The organism is Sphingomonas hankookensis (genome assembly GCF_001619955.1).
GTDB lineage: Bacteria > Pseudomonadota > Alphaproteobacteria > Sphingomonadales > Sphingomonadaceae > Sphingomonas > Sphingomonas hankookensis_A.
The window spans coordinates 25996-40864 of sequence record NZ_LQQO01000063.1; the positions used below are offsets into that span (position 1 = coordinate 25996).

Below are 14869 nucleotides of genomic sequence, written 5' to 3' on the forward strand. Positions count from 1 at the left end.
GATGCCCCCCGTGCCCCTTAACAACGTCGATCATCACGACTTGACCGTCCTCGTCGCGCACGGCCAGGCGCATGGCGATGCGGTCAATCAGGCGCTGCTGTTCCCGAATGAATTCGAAGCGGCACAGCGCGATTATCCGATCCTGTTCCGCCGCGACGATCGCGGCGGCATCTATGCCGTGGCGCTGCTCGGCCTCGATCCCGACGACAATCTGTTCCTAGGCAGCGATGGCGGCTGGCACGCCAGCTACGTCCCCGCCGTCCGCCAGCGCGGGCCGTTCCTGCGCGACCGGGAAAGCGGCGCGGTGACGCTCGATCTCGACGATCCGCGCGTTTCGCGCGGCGGCGACGGCAATCCGCTCTATCTGCCGCAGGGCGGCACCGCCCCCTATCTCGCCCATGTCGAAACCGTGCTCGACGTGATCCACGAAGGGCAGCAGATCAATGCCCCGTTGTTCGCGGCATGGCAGGCGGCGGATCTGTTGCGCCCCACCACCATCGAACTCGATCTCGGCGACGGGCAGAGCTGTGCCATCACCGACATCCTCGTCGTCGCCGACGATGCGCTCGACGCGCTGACCGCCGAACAGGTCGCCACCCTCCACGCCAGCGGCGCGCTGCGCGCGGCGTTCATGGCCAGCGCCTCGCTCGACAATATTCCCCGGCTGATCGACCGGCGGCACCAGCGCCACGGCAACTGACCATGGTGCGCGCTGTCCGCAGCATCGATACCGCGCGCCCGGGCAACCTGTCGCTGCCGGAGCTGCTGGAAGCGAACGAGCCGGTCGTCCTGCGCGGCATTGCCTCGCACTGGCCGCTGGTCGCGGCGGGTCGGGCGGGTCCGGCGGCGACCATCGCCTATCTCAAGCAGTTCGACGGCGGGCGCCCCATCGTCGGCTATACCGGCGATCCGGCGATCGGCGGGCGCTTTTTCTACCGCGACGACGGGTCGGGGCTGAACTTCGACGCGGCGCGGGTCGGCTTGTCCGACTATCTCGACCGGATCGCCGCCCATCTCGACGATGCCGAACCGCCGGCCTTCTATATCGGGTCGACCGATCTCGACACCTATCTCCCCGGCCTGCGCCGCGACAACGATCTGGCCGTGCCGCCCCCGCCCCCCGGCCATGCCGCGCCGCTGGCGAGCATCTGGATCGGCAACCGCACCATCGCCGCGACCCATTACGACCTGTCGAACAACCTCGCCGTCTGCCTCGTCGGGCAACGCCGCTTCACCCTGTTCCCGCCCGATCAGGTCGCGAACCTCTATCCCGGCCCGCTGGAGCCGACGCCCGGCGGACAGGTGGTGAGCATGGTCGACCTGCGCACGCCCGACCTCGACCGCTACCCGCGCTTCGCCAAAGCGCTCGCCAATGCGCAGGTGGCCGAGCTCGAGCCGGGCGACGTCCTCTTCTACCCCGCCTTGTGGTGGCACAATGTCGAGGCGCTGGGACGCTTCAACGTCATGATAAACTATTGGTGGAACGACGCTCCCGCCTTCGCCGACAGCCCGATGACGACCTTGCTCCACGCGATGCTGTCCTTGCGGGAACGCCCGGCGGCCGAGCGGGCGGCGTGGGCTGCGATGTTCGACCATTACATCTGGAGCGGCGGCGACGATGCCCGCGACCACCTGCCCCCTGAAATGCAGGGCGACCTCGCCCCGCTCGACCCGACCGCCGCCCGACGGCTGCGCGCGAAACTGTTGCAAAGGCTGAACCGATGACGCGCAAACGGATCGTGATCGCTGGCGGCGGCACTGCCGGCTGGCTGGCGGCGGCGCTGCTGACGCGGCAGCTGGCCGGGCTGGTCGACGTCACGCTGGTCGAATCCGAAGCGATCGGCACGGTCGGCGTCGGCGAGGCGACCATCCCCACCATCCGCAGCTTCCATGCGCTATTGGGCCTCGACGAACGCGATTTCATGGCGGCGACCGGGGCGAACTTCAAACTGGGCATCGCCTTTGAAGGCTGGGCGCGCGCCGGCGACCGCTACATCCATTCGTTCGGCGAGGTCGGTCGGTCGACCTGGATGGGCGATTTCCAGCATTTCTGGCTGGAGGCGCGCGAACAGGGCGGGGCGGCGGACATCGGCGCCTATTGCCTCGAACACGAAGCCGCCGATGCCGGGCGCTTCCTCGGTGGTCCCGACACCCCGCTCAACTATGCCTATCATTTCGACGCCGGCCGTTACGCCGCCTATCTGCGCGAACGCAGCGAGGCGCAGGGCCTGACGCGGATCGAGGGCAGGATCGCCCGCGTCGAACGCGACAGCGACAGCGGCGACATCGCCGCGCTGGTGCTGGACGACGGGCAACATATTGCCGGAGACATGTTCCTCGACTGCACCGGCTTCCACGCCCTCCTGATCGAACAGACGCTGGGCGTGGGGTTCGAGGATTGGGGTCATTGGCTGCCCACCGACCGTGCGCTGGCGGTGCAGACCAGGGCAACCGGCCCGGCCGTTCCCTATACCCGCGCCATCGCCCATGACGCCGGCTGGCGCTGGCAGATCCCGCTGCAGCACCGTATCGGCAACGGCCTCGTCTACAGTTCGCGTCACCTTGGCGACGATGCCGCACGCGACCGGCTGATGGCCTCGGTCGAGGGGCAGGCGCTGATCGAACCGCGCCTGATCCGCTTCCGCACCGGGCGGCGGCTGGCGATGTGGGAACGCAATTGCGTCGCACTCAGCCTGTCGAGCGGGTTCGTCGAACCGCTCGAATCGACCAGCCTGCATCTGGTTATGATCGCGCTCACCCGGCTGGTACAGCTGCTGCCTTTCGGCCATCTAGGTGCCGCCGCCCGCAACCGCTTCAACGACCAAGCTCGGCGCGAGATCGAAGCGGTACGCGACTTCGTTCTGCTCCATTACCACCTCAACGAGCGCCCCGAACCCTTCTGGCGCGAACGGAAAGAAATTCCCCCACCCGATAGCCTCGCCGAGCGTATCGCGCTGTTCGCCGAAGGCGCGCATACCTATCAGTCGTCCGACGACCTGTTCCGCACCGGTTCGTGGACGCAGGTGATGCTGGGCCAGCGCCTGACGCCTGCCGCATGGCATCCGCTTGCCCGGGCGATGCCACCGGGCGAGCTGGGCACGGTGCTGCGCGGGCTACAGTCGAATATCGCCGCCACCGTCGCACGGCTGCCGACGCATCAGCAGTTTCTCGACAGCTATTGCCTCAGCCGGGAGTAGGCGCGGTTCAGTCGCCGGCGCGCCGATACGGATTGTAGATATGGGACAGCCAACCGGCCAGATGCTGCGGGACCGGTGCCACCGTACCGCGCGGGCGCCGGGCGGCGGCGATGTCGATCCGCCCCTTGTCGAACAGCAGGCCGGCGCGGCCGTCCCGCGTCCAGCGAACCCGCCCTTCGAGATGATGGAGCTGTCCCATCGTCACCAGCACCCGCCCGTCCGGCGGCAGCTGTACCGGATCGTCGATGCAGGCGCCGGCCTCCGACAGGTTGCGCACCCGGCATTCGACCACCTGATCGCGCAATTCGACACGCGCGGTCAGCAGCACGCTGTCCCGGCGCGGGCGCGGGGGGAACGGACCGGTCGACGAATCGCTCATGGGAGCGATGCTATCCGGCAGGCCGCTAATATCCGGTTAAATCGCGACACATTCGCGGAAATTGGTGCCCCTGGCCGGGCTCGAACCAGCACTCCTTTCGGAATCCGATTTTGAGTCGGACGCGTCTACCAATTTCACCACAGGGGCACGAAGGGCGCGTTAGCCGAAGCGACACGCCCTCGCAACCGTCATGAAAACACTTGGTCGATGTCCGCGCTGCCATAGGGGTCCTTGGGATCGGGCCCGAACCGGTTGGGACCGCGCGTGCCTTCGGTCACATAGAGCACGAACAGCCAGATCCACCCGATGATCGGCAGGAACACCAGCAGCATCCACCATGCCGACCGGTCGGTATCGTGCAACCGGCGAAAGGTGACGGTGAAGCTCGGGATCAGCAGCGCGAGGCTGGTAAGGCCGTTGATCGGACCGGTGCTGTCCCAATCGAAGCCCAGCACCCGGTCGACGATCGTCGTCGCGATGCCGACCAGGATCGAGAACAGCGTGAACATCCAATATTCCTGCCGACGCGAACGGCCACGCACTTCGAAATACCGCTTCAGCGGCAGGATCATCCACTCCATCGCAACGCTCCCTCATCGTTACAGCTACGCAATGTGTTGCAAGCGCGCCCGGACAACGCAATGGCTCAGTTCGTCGGTGCCCGCCGGCGATAGCTCAGCGCCTCCGCGACCTGCCCCCGACCGATCGTATCGGTCCCGGCCAGATCGGCGATCGTCCGGCTGACCCGCAGCACCCGGTGGAACCCCCGCGCCGACAGCCGCATCGCCTCCGCTGCCTGTGCCAGCAGCGCGCGTGCGGGAGCGTCCAGCGCGGCAGCACGCTCCAGCACCGCGCCGTCCGCTTCGGCGTTGGTACGAATGCCATCGGCGGCATAGCGTTCGCGCTGCACGCCACGCGCCGCCGCGACCCGCGCGGCGACCTCGGCCGATCCTTCGGCGGGTGGCGGCAGGACGAGGTCGGCGGCACTCACCGCCGCCATTTCGATGGCAAGGTCGATGCGATCCAGCAGCGGGCCGGACACCTTCGCCTGATAATCGGCGGCACAGCGCGGCGCCCGCGCACAGGCGAGCGCCGGATCGCCCAGATGGCCGCAGCGGCACGGGTTCATCGCCGCGATCAGCTGCACCCGCGCCGGAAAGGTGACATGCGCATTGGCCCGCGCCACGCTGACCTCGCCGGTCTCGAGCGGTTGCCTGAGCGAATCGAGCACCGCGCGCTGGAACTCGGGCAGCTCGTCGAGGAACAGCACGCCCAGATGCGCCATGCTGATCTCGCCCGGCTTCACGCGCAGCCCGCCACCGGTCAGCGCCGCCATCGATGCGGAATGATGCGGATGGCGAAAGGGGCGCACCCGCGTCATCCGCCCACCGGTCAGCGTGCCGGCGACCGACTGGACCATCGACACTTCCAGCGCCTCGGCGGCGTCGAGCGGCGGCAATATGCCGGGCAGGCAGGAGGCGAGCAGCGACTTGCCCGCTCCTGGCGGCCCGACCATCAGCAGGTTGTGATTCCCCGCCGCCGCGATCTCCAGCGCGCGCTTGGCCGTCTCCTGACCCTTCACCTGTTGCAGGTCGGTGCCGCTCCACCCGTCCTCGGCACCGCCCGGTTGCGGAGCCGACAGCATCTGCTCGCCCTTCAGATGGTTGAGCAGCGACAACAGGTCGGGCGCGGCGACCACCGACGTTCCGGCCCATGCCGCCTCCGCACCCTGCACCGCCGGACAGATCAGCGCCCGCCCCTCGCCGCTCGCGAGCATCGCCGCGAGCAGCACGCCCGGCGACCCGGCGATTCGCCCGTCGAGGCTCAGTTCGCCGACGATCAGATAGTCGGACAGCGTCTCGGCATCGACCACGCCCATCGCCGCCAGCAGCCCGAGCGCGATGGGAAGGTCGTAATGCGATCCTTCTTTGGGCAGGTCGGCGGGCGACAGGTTCACCGTGATCCGCTTGGGCGGCAGCGAGAGGCCGATCGCAGCGATCGCGGCGCGCACCCGTTCCCGGCTCTCGCCCACCGCCTTGTCGGCCAATCCGACGACGACGAAAGCCGGAACGCCGCTGGCCAGTTGCACCTGCACCTCGACCCGGCGCGCCTCCAGCCCGAGATATGCCGCCGTCGATACGATCGCGACCATGCTGCCCCTGTCCCCATTTCCCCTTGGGTCGTCCATAGCCGCTTTGCCGCCGTAAGGAACGGCCCGTCGTGACCGTCTTGCCAGCGCAACACACGGCTGGCATGGCGAGCTACGATGCAGATTGCGCTGGTGACCCTCGGTGTATTGCTGGTCCTGGTGACGCCGCTGGTCGCGGTGCTGCCGGGTCCGGCCGGCATCTTCACCTTTGCCGCCGGCACCGCGTTGATCTTGCGCAATTCGCGCTGGGCAAGGCACCGTTTCGCCCGCCGGTTGCGGCGGCATCCGCGGCTGCGGGCGCTCACCGACCGCGCGCTGCGCCGCGCCAGCGCCAAACGGCGCCGGATGCGGGCGGGTACGTAACGCTCGGCGTTGACTTGCGCGGCCTCCATGGCTAAGGGACCACCCACGCGGCCGCCGTCACTGGCGGCTTTTTACGTTCTGGCAGTTTTGAATACCCGGGGAATGAGTGATGAAGCGGACTTTTCAGCCGAGCAACCTGGTACGGGCCCGTCGTCACGGCTTCCGCTCGCGCATGGCGACGCCGGGCGGCCGCAATGTGATCCGCGCGCGTCGTGCCCGCGGCCGCAAGAAGCTGTCGGCCTAACCAAAATGCTTCGCCGCCGGGATTATCTGGCGGCGAATGCGGGACGCCGGGCCCCCATGCCCGGCTTCGTTCTGCTGGTGCGTAACCGCAAGGCGGACGAACTGGCCGATACGCCGCCTGGCGCGATGCGAATCGGCATTACCGTATCGAAGAAGGTCGGAAACGCCGTCGTCCGTAACCGGATGAAGCGGCGTTTTCGCGCGCTTGCCGCAGAGCTGCTGCCCGAGCACGGCATTGCCGGTGCCGATCACGTGCTGATCGGCCGGGCGAGCGGGATCGAACGCCCGTTCGACGATCTGAAAGCCGACCTTTCCAAGGCGTTGCGCAAGGTTCGCCGGTGACCGACGCAGGCGACCCCGACCGTCCGGGCATCGCCGCCCGCGCGCTGATGCTGGTCGCGCGCGCGTGGCAACTGGGTCCGTCGCTGATCCTGCCGCCGTCGTGTCGCTATCAACCCTCCTGTTCGGCCTATGCAATCACCGCCCTTGCCCGCTATGGCGCGATCAAGGGGGCGTGGCTGGCCGCCAAACGGATCGCGCGCTGTCACCCCTGGGGCGGGCACGGCCATGATCCGGTGCCCTGAGTCTGCGCCGTAAGGATTGTACGTGAAGAACGACCAGAAGAATTTCCTGCTGTTCGCGGTACTGGCTGCGCTGGTGCTGTTCGGCTGGCCGTACATCGCCAACCATTTCTTCCCGGCCGCCAATCCGCCGGTGACGAAGCTGGAGGACGGCAGAAGCAAGCCCGTCGCCAATCCCGCGACCGATCCTGCCGCCGATACCGCGAACGCGATTCGTGACCGGGCGGTGGTGCTTCGCGAAACCCCGCGCGTGCTGATCGAAACCCCGTCGGTGCGCGGATCGATCAACCTGCGCGGCGGGCGGATCGACGATCTGGTGCTCGTGCGGCACAAGGAAACCATCGCCAAGGATTCGCCCCCCGTCCGGCTGCTGTCGCCATCGGGTACCGCCGATGCCTATTTCGCGCAGTTCGGCTGGAGCGGCACCGGCATCACTCCGCCGCCGGCCGACGCGCTGTGGACCGCGTCGGGCGCGAAGCTCACCCCGACCACCCCCGTCACGCTCACGACGCAGGCGGGCAGCCAGCGCTATTTGATGCAGATTTCGGTCGACAACGACTATATGTTCACCGTGCGCCAGAGCATCGTGAACACCGGCGCGCAGCCGGTGCAGGTCGCGACCTATGGCCTGCTCAGCCGTCGCGGCTCGCCGGTCGACAAGGACACGATGACGATCCAGGTCGGCCCGATCTACGAAGCGGGCAACGGCGTGAAGTTCGACGTCGATTACAAGGATATCGACGCCGCCCCCACGACCTTCAACGCGAAGGGCGGCTGGCTGGGCTTCACCGACCATTACTGGATGACCGCGCTGATCCCGGATCAGAACGCGCAGCACGGCCTGTCGCTCAAGGGCGCCGACCAGCGCCATCAGGCCGACTATCGCTCGCCGACCCTCGCTACGCTCAACCCGGGCCAGGCGATGACGCAGAGTGCGCGCTTCTTTGCAGGGGCAAAGGAGAACAAGGTCCTCAACGCCTATGAGGAACAGGGCGTGCCCTATTTCTCGCGGTCGATCGACTGGGGCTGGTTCCGCGTCGTCGAGGAACCGATCTTCGTCTATCTCGACTGGCTGTTCCGCATGGTCGGCAATTTCGGCGTGGCGATCATCCTGCTGACGCTCACCATCCGCGGCCTGATGTTCCCGATCGCCCAGCGCCAGTTCGCGTCGATGGCGGCGATGCGCGCGATCCAGCCCAAGCTGAAGGTGCTGCAGGAACGCTACAAGGACGACAAGCCACGCCTCCAGCAGGAGATGATGGCGTTGTACAAGACGGAAAAGGTGAACCCGGTCGCCGGCTGCCTGCCGACGCTGATCCAGATTCCGATCTTCTACGCGCTGTACAAGGTGCTGTTGCTGACCATCGAAATGCGGCACCAGCCGTTTGTCGGCTGGATCAAGGATCTGTCGGCACCCGATCCGGCGACGATCCTGAACCTGTTCGGCTATCTCGACTTCACCCCGCCGCACTTCCTGGCGATCGGCATCGTGCCGGTGCTGCTCGGCATCTCGATGTACTTCCAGTTCAAGCTGAACCCGGCACCGATGGACGACATGCAGAAGCAGGTCTTCGGGCTGATGCCGTGGGTGCTGATGTTCATCATGGCGCCGTTCGCGGTCGGCCTGCAGGTCTACTGGATCACGTCGAACCTGCTGACCATCGCACAGCAGCAACTGCTCTATTCGCGGCATCCGGCGCTCAAGCAGGCGCCGGCCAAGTGAACGACCTGCCACCCCCGCCGCCGGGCGACGACCGCTTCGATCCAGACCAGATCGAAGCGGCGCGCAAGATCTTTGCGGGCCCGATCCAGTTCCTGAAATCGGCACCGTCGCTCGACCATCTGCCGTCGCCAGACGTGCCGGAGATCGCGTTCGCCGGCCGATCGAACGTCGGCAAGTCGTCGCTGCTCAACGCGCTGACCGGCCGCACTTCGCTCGCGCGCACCTCGGTTACGCCGGGGCGGACGCAGGAGCTGAACTTCTTCGACATCGGGCAGCCGCTGAAACTGCGGCTGGTCGACATGCCCGGATACGGGTTCGCCAAGGCGCCCAAGGACATGGTCCGCAAGTGGCGCTATCTGGTGAACGACTATCTGCGCGGGCGGCAGGTATTGAAGCGCACACTGGTCCTGATCGATTCGCGCCACGGCATCAAGGATGTCGATCGCGAAGTGTTCGAGATGCTGGACAAGGCGGCGACCAGCTACCGCATCGTCCTGACCAAGACCGACAAGATCAAGGCGACCGAGTTGGACGCCGTGTACGCGGCGGTGGGCGACGAGGTCCGCAAGCGTCCGGCCGCGCATCCCGACGTCATCTCGACGTCGAGTGAAAAAGGCATGGGCATCGCCGAACTGCGCGCGGCGGTGATCGAATCGATCGGGTGACCTACCGTCATTCCGGCGCAGGCCGGAATCCATGGATGGGGTAAGGTCGCGATAAACCGCGAACACCCGACACAATGGATCCCGGCCTGCGCCGGGATGACGGCAGAAATCATTTACCCCGACTTCGACACAAACAACCCCGCCCCCAGCGCCACCGCCCCGACCGACAACGCGCACGCCACGATCATCAGCAACCCGTCGCGCACCAGCAGCGCGATGCCGAACGCCATGATCGCCGCCATCGGCGCGGTGCTGGCGAAGGGCAGCAGTTCCAGCGGCGGCACGGTCAGGCACAGCAGCACTACCGCCACCCCGGCGACCTTGACCATCGGCCCCTTGGTCAGCGCCGGTAGCCGCCCGTGAAACCATTTGTCCATCCGCTTGGCGATCGGCCGCGTCTTGTCGGCGACCTTGACCAGCTTTTCGCCCTTCAGCCCACGATTGGCGAGGAAGCCCGGCAACCACAGATGCTTGCGGCCGAGGATCAACTGAACGGCAAGCAGGATCATCACCACCGCCATTGCCGTCGGCAAGCCGGGAATGCCGCCGACCGGCGAAATGTCGATCAGCGGAAAGATGATGAAGAACGGGCCATAGGCACGCTGGCCCAGCGCCTCCAGCATGTCGCCCAGCTTCGCTTTCTCGGCACCGGCCTGCTCGCCCAGTTCCTTCAACCGGTCAAGCACCTCGCCCACGCTATGCGGATCGCCGCCTTTTTCGTTTTCCGCCATGGATTTGCCAACGGATCGTTCCGCCCCCGGTTCCAATCGCTCGACACGGGCGCCGTCGCATGGCACCACCCGCGCCCATGCTGAAGCTCATCATCGGGAACAAGGCCTATTCCTCCTGGTCGCTGCGCGGCTGGCTGGCGGCCAAGCTGTCAGGCCTGCCGTTCGAGGAGGTCGTCGTGCCGCTCTACGACGCCGACTGGGACAAACGCCGCGAAGGCGACGAATTCGCGCCGTCGTCGGGCAAGGTGCCGATCCTGTGGGACGGCGACGACATCGTCGTGTGGGACAGCCTGGCGATCGTCGAATATCTCAACGAGAAATCGGGCGGCGACAAATTCTGGCCGGCCGACCCGGCGGCGCGCGCCATGGCCCGGTCGATGGCCGCCGAAATGCATTCGGGCTTCGCGCCGCTACGCCGCAAGCACAGCATGAACGTCCGCCAGGTCTATGATCCGACCCAACCCGACGACGACGTCGCCGCCGACCTTTCGCGCATCTACGAGCTATGGGCACAGGCCCGCGCCCGCTTCGGCCAGGGTGGCGACTATCTGTTCGGCGAATTCGGCGCGGCCGACATCATGTTCGCGCCGGTCGCGACGCGGATCGTCACCTATTCGCTGCCCTGCCCGCGCTTCGCGATGGGCTATATCATCACCCTGTTGCAGCACCCATGGATGCAGGACTGGATCGCCAGCGCCCAGGAAGAAGACTGGGTCCTCGAACAGTACGAACAGCCGGTGAAATAAGCTCCTCCCCGGCACGGGGAGGATTTTCAGGCCAGAAACCCCGCGATCGCGTCGCCCAGTTCCTTCTTCACCACCGCGCTCATGTGGTTGCCGGGTGTCTCGATCAGCCGCGCATCGGGCAACAAGTTGGCCAGCGCGGCGTGGCTGCCATTATCGTCGTCCTCCTCGCCCGCCAGCACCAGCACCGGCTGCCGAATACCGGCCAGTTCCTCGCGCGAGGTGTCGACGAACGTTTCGAGGATGCCGAGCAGCGCCACCGGATCGCCTCCGGTGGTCTTCAGGAACGCCTCCGCCATCCATTCCGGCGACCCGCGCTCGAAGCTGCCGAGATTGGTCAGGATGCGCCGGAAATGCGCCGCGCGCCGCCCGGTGTCGAGCAACCCTTCCAGCCCCATGCCGCTCAGCACCAGCCTGCCCGGCGTCGCGCCCATCGTTACCATCCGCACCGCCGTCCGCGCGCCGAGCGAATAGCCGCCCAGGTCATAGTCGGTCAGCCCGAGATGCGCGATCAGCGCCATGCCGTCCTTCGCCAGCGCATCGGGCGGATAGGCGGCGGCGTCGTGCGGCCGGGCGCTCGCCCCATGCGCGCGCAGATCGGGCATGATGACCCGTCGACCGAGCGCCGCGACCTTCGCCGCATGGCCGTACTTGATCCAGTTGGTCTGCGCGTCGCTGAAATAGCCGTGGATCAGCACGACCGGCCGCCCCTCACCTATTTCGGCCCAGGCGATCTCGACCCCGTCGAAGCTCGCGAAACGATGGGTGGTGACAGGGGGCTGGGTCACGATCATGCAGTCCTTGGCCGGAATTTCGCGAAGGGCTATGCGCGGACCGATCCCGCCTGTCGAGCCGGGCGTCGCGCATTTGCCGCTTCACCAGCGCGTGAAACCAAGTTAGTATCCCAAGCAACAAAAGAACAAGCGGAAGAGGATGCCGGCCAGCCCGGAGACCACCGCCATCAATCCCGCCCTGCCCCATAACGGCGTACCGCACAGCCGATCCGAAGATGTCTATGCGATCATCGTCGGCTGCGTGATGATCGCGCTGGGCCTCGCCATGCTGCGCGCCGCCGGACTGGTGACCGGCGGCATCGCCGGGGTGGCGTTGCTGGTGTCCTATCTCGTGCCGCTGCCGACCGGCGTGCTGTTCACGCTGATCAACATTCCCTTCTTCCTGTTCGCGCGCGCGGCGATGGGGTCGCGCTTCATGTGGCGCACCATCGCGGTCAATGGCGGCATCGCGCTGTTTTCGACGATGGCGCGCTACGGCTTTCGCATCGTCGAGGCGCATCCGGCCTTCGCCGCGGTCGCGGGCGGTACGGTGATCGGCATGGGCATCCTCGCGCTGGCGCGGCACGATGCCGGCGTCGGCGGGACCGGCGTGGTGACGCTGTGGCTGCAACGCACGCGCGGGTGGAATGCGGGGCGGACGCAGATCGCGATCGACCTCGCCATCCTTGCCGCGTCCTTCGCGGTCGTCGCCCCGGTACAGGTCGCCTGGTCGGCGCTCAGCGCGGCGGCGATCAGCGGCATCCTGATCGCGTGGCACCGGCCGGGACGCTACACCGGCTATTGACGGGTCAGGCGGCGATGGCCGTCAGCTGATCGTTCTCACGCAACATGGCCGATGCGCGTTCGGTGGCGTGGCGGATATCCTCGGCCAGCGACTTCACCTCGCGCGCGACCACGGCAAAGCCGCTCCCCGCCTCACCCGCGCGCGCCGCCTCGATCGCGGCGTTCAACGCGACCAGCCGCGTCTGCGCGGTGATATCGCCGATCGAGGTGACGATCGCCGCCAGTTGCGTCATCAGCAGCCGCAGCGCCTCCGCCTGCTGCTCCAGCCGCGCCTGAAACCGCTGCCCCTCGTCGAAGCGTGCCTGCACTTCGCGTTCCAGCAGCACCTGCCGCGTCAGGTCGGTCGCGATCTTGACGATCGAGGTCGGTTGGCCGCGACCGTCGAGGATCGGGTTGTAGGTCGCCTGCAACCACACATCATGGCCCTGCCGGTCGATCCGCCGGTACAATCCGCTGTCGAACGCGCCCTCGCCCAGCTTGTGCCAGAATTGCGCATAATGCGCGGAAACGCCATCTTCCGTCCGACAGAAAATCCGGTGATGCCGGCCGCGTATCTCCGGCAGGCCATATCCCATGACGTCGAGGAACAGATCGTTGGCCCACAGGACGGTGCCGTCCAGCCCGAAATGGACCACCGCCTGCGACCGGCAGATCGCCTCCCACGCACCGTGATACAGCGCGCTATCCTGGATGAACTGCGTGTCCATGCACACATCATGCGCGCATAGCGTTAAGGACGACTTAGGAAATCGGAACGGCTTCCGAAAAACAACGGTACGTCAGGTACGTAGCGCGCCGCGGCCGCCGCGGAAGCCGCGCCCGGTCAATCCTTCTTCAGGTGCCGGCGACCCAGCAGCTCCGCGATCTGCACCGCGTTCAGCGCGGCGCCCTTGCGCAGATTGTCGCTGACGCACCACAGGGCCAGGCCGTTCTCGACGGTCGAATCCTCGCGCACGCGGCTGACATAGGTCGCGAAGTCGCCGACGCATTCGATCGGAGTTGCGTATCCGCCGTCCTCACGCTTGTCGACCAGCATGATGCCGGGCGCCTCGCGCAGGATCTTCTGCGCATCCTCGGCCGACAGCTCGTTTTCCAGCTCGATATTGATCGCTTCCGAATGGCCGACGAACACGGGAACGCGAACGCAGGTCGCGGTCACCTTGATCTTGGGATCGAGGATCTTCTTGGTCTCGACCACCATCTTCCACTCTTCCTTGGTCGACCCGTCGTCGAGGAAGCTGTCGATGTGCGGGATCACGTTGAACGCGATCTGCTTGGTGAACTTCTTGGGCTCTGCCGAGTCACCGACGAAGATGTTGCGGCTCTGTTCGAACAGCTCGTCCATCCCCGCCTTGCCCGCGCCCGACACCGACTGGTAGGTCGCGACGACGACGCGCTTGATCGTGGCGGCATCGTGCAGCGGCTTCAATGCCACGACCATCTGCGCGGTCGAGCAATTGGGGTTGGCGATGATGTTGCGCGTCTTGTACCCGTCGATCGCCTCCGGGTTCACTTCCGGCACGATCAGCGGAACGTCGGGGTCCATGCGGTACAGCGACGAATTGTCGATCACCGTGCAGCCGGCGGCGGCGAACTTGGGCGCATAGACCTTGGTCGCCTCGCTGCCGATCGCGAACAGCGCCATGTCCCATCCGGTCGGATCGAAATGCTCGATATTCTGGATCTTGTACTGCTTACCGGTCTCGCCGAAATCGGCCATGTCGCCGGCCGAGCGCGACGATGCCAGCACCGCCAGATCGTCGATCGGAAACTCGCGCTCCGCCAGGATGTTTAGCATTTCGCGCCCGACATTGCCGGTCGCGCCCGCGACGACTACCCGATACCCCACTTGCATACTCCGCGTTCTTAACTTGCGCGAACGCATAGTCGCCTTGCAAGAAAAGTCCAGCGGTTCGCGGATCACGGTCAGCTCCTGCGCCGCTCTTGCCTGGGGATCGGTGGCGCGTGCATGATCCCGGCCGGAGCGGAGGACAAGGCTGAATGCAACACCCAAGGCGTTTTATCTCAGCGACATTCCGGCGGTCATGCGGCGCGAGCAATGGCCGATTGGCGCAGCATTGATGGATCGCTGGTTCGCAGCGAAGGCCTGGGCCATGCCGACAGCCGTCAAGCGCGGCCAGCAACCAGCGCCGCCGCGTGCCGTCGATACCACCACCGTCACGATGGCATGGGCAATGGCGGTGCCGCGCTTCGCCGCTGCCCAACGCCGGCTGCTGGCAACATGGTCGCGTGGTGAGCGGCTCGGTCCCAGTCCGGGCGAAGTCGTGCGCAGGTCCTGCGGTGGATGCGCATCTACCGTGTCGCCGGTGATCGCTCGTTCCGCTTCGGCGACCTGAGACGGCGGGTCCCGGTCATCGACATGGACTGCGCGATCAACCGCGAGGTGGTCGACAGCGCCTGGTATGGCGCCGCCGACGATTTCTACGCCGCGTTCGGCAGCGCGCTGGTACGGCTGGCAGTCAGCGGCATGGTCGAACCCGTATCCGGCGGCTAGCGG

20 protein-coding genes and 1 tRNA gene are annotated in these 14869 nt (G+C 66.6%); 13 read left to right on the forward strand and 8 right to left on the reverse strand.

Translation table 11 applies throughout. The features are described 5' to 3' along the window. The first annotated feature begins 40 nt into the window (after positions 1 to 40). From AVT10_RS16835 to AVT10_RS16845, 3 genes are read left to right on the forward strand one after another with little or no spacing between them, the layout of a single operon-like run. Positions 41 to 700, forward strand: a complete 660-nt coding sequence (locus AVT10_RS16835; protein WP_198158626.1) for a SapC family protein — start codon at positions 41 to 43, stop codon at positions 698 to 700. 2 nt (positions 701 to 702) lie between these two features. After that, entirely contained in the window at positions 703 to 1725 is a 1023-nt protein-coding gene (locus AVT10_RS16840) for a cupin-like domain-containing protein (protein WP_066694161.1), read from the forward strand. Continuing rightward, a complete protein-coding gene (locus AVT10_RS16845; RefSeq protein WP_066694163.1) occupies positions 1722 to 3197 on the forward strand; it encodes a tryptophan halogenase family protein in 1476 nt (491 codons plus the stop codon). Before AVT10_RS16840 ends, AVT10_RS16845 begins: the two co-directional genes overlap by 4 nt. 7 nt (positions 3198 to 3204) lie before the next feature. On the opposite strand, the gene AVT10_RS16850 is transcribed toward AVT10_RS16845, so the two are convergent. The 4 genes from AVT10_RS16850 to AVT10_RS16865 all read right to left on the reverse strand — a co-directional run bounded on the left by AVT10_RS16850 (position 3205) and on the right by AVT10_RS16865 (position 5728). After that, complete coding sequence (locus AVT10_RS16850; RefSeq protein ID WP_066694164.1) at positions 3205 to 3576, reverse strand: PilZ domain-containing protein; 372 nt, start codon at positions 3574 to 3576, stop codon at positions 3205 to 3207. Positions 3577 to 3638: 62 nt separating this feature from the next. Next, positions 3639 to 3723, reverse strand: a tRNA-Leu gene (locus AVT10_RS16855). 41 nt (positions 3724 to 3764) lie between these two features. Further along, entirely contained in the window at positions 3765 to 4157 is a 393-nt protein-coding gene (locus AVT10_RS16860; protein ID WP_066694166.1) for a DUF805 domain-containing protein, read from the reverse strand. A gap of 65 nt (positions 4158 to 4222) precedes the next feature. Next, positions 4223 to 5728, reverse strand: coding sequence for a YifB family Mg chelatase-like AAA ATPase (locus AVT10_RS16865; protein WP_066694185.1), 1506 nt, complete (start codon positions 5726 to 5728; stop codon positions 4223 to 4225). A 114-nt stretch (positions 5729 to 5842) separates the two neighbouring features. On the opposite strand from AVT10_RS16865, the gene AVT10_RS16870 reads away from it, so the two are divergent. From AVT10_RS16870 to yihA, 6 genes are all read left to right on the forward strand, one after another. Further along, on the forward strand, positions 5843 to 6088 hold the full coding sequence (locus AVT10_RS16870) for a hypothetical protein (RefSeq protein ID WP_066694187.1): 246 nt from the start codon (positions 5843 to 5845) through the stop codon (positions 6086 to 6088). A 109-nt stretch (positions 6089 to 6197) separates the two neighbouring features. Continuing rightward, a complete protein-coding gene (rpmH, locus tag AVT10_RS16875; protein WP_055760664.1) occupies positions 6198 to 6332 on the forward strand; it encodes a 50S ribosomal protein L34 in 135 nt (44 codons plus the stop codon). Positions 6333 to 6337: 5 nt separating this feature from the next. Continuing rightward, positions 6338 to 6673: a ribonuclease P protein component gene (gene rnpA / locus AVT10_RS16880; RefSeq protein WP_066694189.1), complete on the forward strand. Its 336-nt coding sequence runs from the start codon at positions 6338 to 6340 to the stop codon at positions 6671 to 6673. 29 nt (positions 6674 to 6702) lie between these two features. Continuing rightward, positions 6703 to 6915: a membrane protein insertion efficiency factor YidD gene (gene yidD, locus AVT10_RS16885; protein WP_055818097.1), complete on the forward strand. Its 213-nt coding sequence runs from the start codon at positions 6703 to 6705 to the stop codon at positions 6913 to 6915. A 22-nt stretch (positions 6916 to 6937) separates the two neighbouring features. Beyond that, the gene (gene yidC, locus AVT10_RS16890; RefSeq protein WP_066694561.1) at positions 6938 to 8635 is read left to right on the forward strand and encodes a membrane protein insertase YidC; all 1698 of its coding nucleotides are present in this window, start codon (positions 6938 to 6940) and stop codon (positions 8633 to 8635) included. After that, positions 8632 to 9300 (forward strand): ribosome biogenesis GTP-binding protein YihA/YsxC, encoded by a 669-nt coding sequence (yihA, locus tag AVT10_RS16895; protein ID WP_066694191.1) that lies wholly within the window; start codon positions 8632 to 8634, stop codon positions 9298 to 9300. The genes yidC and yihA overlap by 4 nt, the downstream gene beginning before the upstream one ends. A gap of 113 nt (positions 9301 to 9413) precedes the next feature. On the opposite strand, the gene AVT10_RS16900 is transcribed toward yihA, so the two are convergent. Then, positions 9414 to 10031 carry an exopolysaccharide biosynthesis protein gene (locus AVT10_RS16900; protein WP_066694193.1) on the reverse strand — a complete coding sequence of 206 codons (618 nt, stop codon included), beginning with the start codon at positions 10029 to 10031 and terminating at the stop codon, positions 9414 to 9416. A gap of 77 nt (positions 10032 to 10108) precedes the next feature. Here AVT10_RS16900 and AVT10_RS16905 point away from each other — a divergent pair, with 77 nt between their 5' ends. Then, positions 10109 to 10777, forward strand: a complete 669-nt coding sequence (locus AVT10_RS16905; protein ID WP_066694195.1) for a glutathione S-transferase family protein — start codon at positions 10109 to 10111, stop codon at positions 10775 to 10777. Positions 10778 to 10803: 26 nt separating this feature from the next. Here AVT10_RS16905 and AVT10_RS16910 read toward each other — a convergent pair whose 3' ends face one another. Continuing rightward, a complete protein-coding gene (locus AVT10_RS16910) occupies positions 10804 to 11562 on the reverse strand; it encodes an alpha/beta fold hydrolase (RefSeq protein WP_232308069.1) in 759 nt (252 codons plus the stop codon). Positions 11563 to 11707: 145 nt separating this feature from the next. On the opposite strand from AVT10_RS16910, the gene AVT10_RS16915 reads away from it, so the two are divergent. After that, positions 11708 to 12352, forward strand: coding sequence for a YitT family protein (locus tag AVT10_RS16915; RefSeq protein ID WP_066694200.1), 645 nt, complete (start codon positions 11708 to 11710; stop codon positions 12350 to 12352). Between the two features lie 4 nt (positions 12353 to 12356). Here the strand turns inward: AVT10_RS16915 and AVT10_RS18885 are convergent, their stop codons facing one another. Together AVT10_RS18885 and AVT10_RS16925 are read right to left on the reverse strand one after the other, a co-directional pair. Beyond that, complete coding sequence (locus AVT10_RS18885; RefSeq protein ID WP_066694202.1) at positions 12357 to 13058, reverse strand: methyl-accepting chemotaxis protein; 702 nt, start codon at positions 13056 to 13058, stop codon at positions 12357 to 12359. 116 nt (positions 13059 to 13174) lie between these two features. Continuing rightward, on the reverse strand, positions 13175 to 14200 hold the full coding sequence (locus tag AVT10_RS16925) for an aspartate-semialdehyde dehydrogenase (protein WP_066694562.1): 1026 nt from the start codon (positions 14198 to 14200) through the stop codon (positions 13175 to 13177). A 196-nt stretch (positions 14201 to 14396) separates the two neighbouring features. Between AVT10_RS16925 and AVT10_RS18420 the strand changes: the two genes are divergently transcribed. Together AVT10_RS18420 and AVT10_RS16930 are read left to right on the forward strand one after the other, a co-directional pair. Then, the gene (locus AVT10_RS18420) at positions 14397 to 14708 is read left to right on the forward strand and encodes a DUF6402 family protein (protein WP_420038520.1); all 312 of its coding nucleotides are present in this window, start codon (positions 14397 to 14399) and stop codon (positions 14706 to 14708) included. Beyond that, the gene (locus tag AVT10_RS16930; RefSeq protein ID WP_066694204.1) at positions 14657 to 14866 is read left to right on the forward strand and encodes a hypothetical protein; all 210 of its coding nucleotides are present in this window, start codon (positions 14657 to 14659) and stop codon (positions 14864 to 14866) included. Before AVT10_RS18420 ends, AVT10_RS16930 begins: the two co-directional genes overlap by 52 nt. Positions 14867 to 14869 lie beyond the last annotated feature (3 nt).

Bases quoted from the DNA above. Each gene is read 5' to 3' on its own strand.
- AVT10_RS16840 (WP_066694161.1), top strand. From the start codon at position 703: ATGGTGCGCGCTGTCCGCAGCATCGATACCGCGCGCCCGGGCAACCTG.
- AVT10_RS16845 (WP_066694163.1), top strand. From the start codon at position 1,722: ATGACGCGCAAACGGATCGTGATCGCTGGCGGCGGCACTGCCGGCTGG.
- AVT10_RS16850 (WP_066694164.1), bottom strand. From the start codon at position 3,576: ATGAGCGATTCGTCGACCGGTCCGTTCCCCCCGCGCCCGCGCCGGGAC.
- AVT10_RS16860 (WP_066694166.1), bottom strand. From the start codon at position 4,157: ATGGAGTGGATGATCCTGCCGCTGAAGCGGTATTTCGAAGTGCGTGGC.
- AVT10_RS16865 (WP_066694185.1), bottom strand. From the start codon at position 5,728: ATGGTCGCGATCGTATCGACGGCGGCATATCTCGGGCTGGAGGCGCGC.
- AVT10_RS16870 (WP_066694187.1), top strand. From the start codon at position 5,843: ATGCAGATTGCGCTGGTGACCCTCGGTGTATTGCTGGTCCTGGTGACG.
- rpmH (WP_055760664.1), top strand. From the start codon at position 6,198: ATGAAGCGGACTTTTCAGCCGAGCAACCTGGTACGGGCCCGTCGTCAC.
- rnpA (WP_066694189.1), top strand. From the start codon at position 6,338: ATGCTTCGCCGCCGGGATTATCTGGCGGCGAATGCGGGACGCCGGGCC.
- AVT10_RS16900 (WP_066694193.1), bottom strand. From the start codon at position 10,031: ATGGCGGAAAACGAAAAAGGCGGCGATCCGCATAGCGTGGGCGAGGTG.
- AVT10_RS16905 (WP_066694195.1), top strand. From the start codon at position 10,109: ATGCTGAAGCTCATCATCGGGAACAAGGCCTATTCCTCCTGGTCGCTG.
- AVT10_RS16915 (WP_066694200.1), top strand. From the start codon at position 11,708: ATGCCGGCCAGCCCGGAGACCACCGCCATCAATCCCGCCCTGCCCCAT.
- AVT10_RS18885 (WP_066694202.1), bottom strand. From the start codon at position 13,058: ATGGACACGCAGTTCATCCAGGATAGCGCGCTGTATCACGGTGCGTGG.
- AVT10_RS18420 (WP_420038520.1), top strand. From the start codon at position 14,397: ATGCGGCGCGAGCAATGGCCGATTGGCGCAGCATTGATGGATCGCTGG.
- AVT10_RS16930 (WP_066694204.1), top strand. From the start codon at position 14,657: ATGCGCATCTACCGTGTCGCCGGTGATCGCTCGTTCCGCTTCGGCGAC.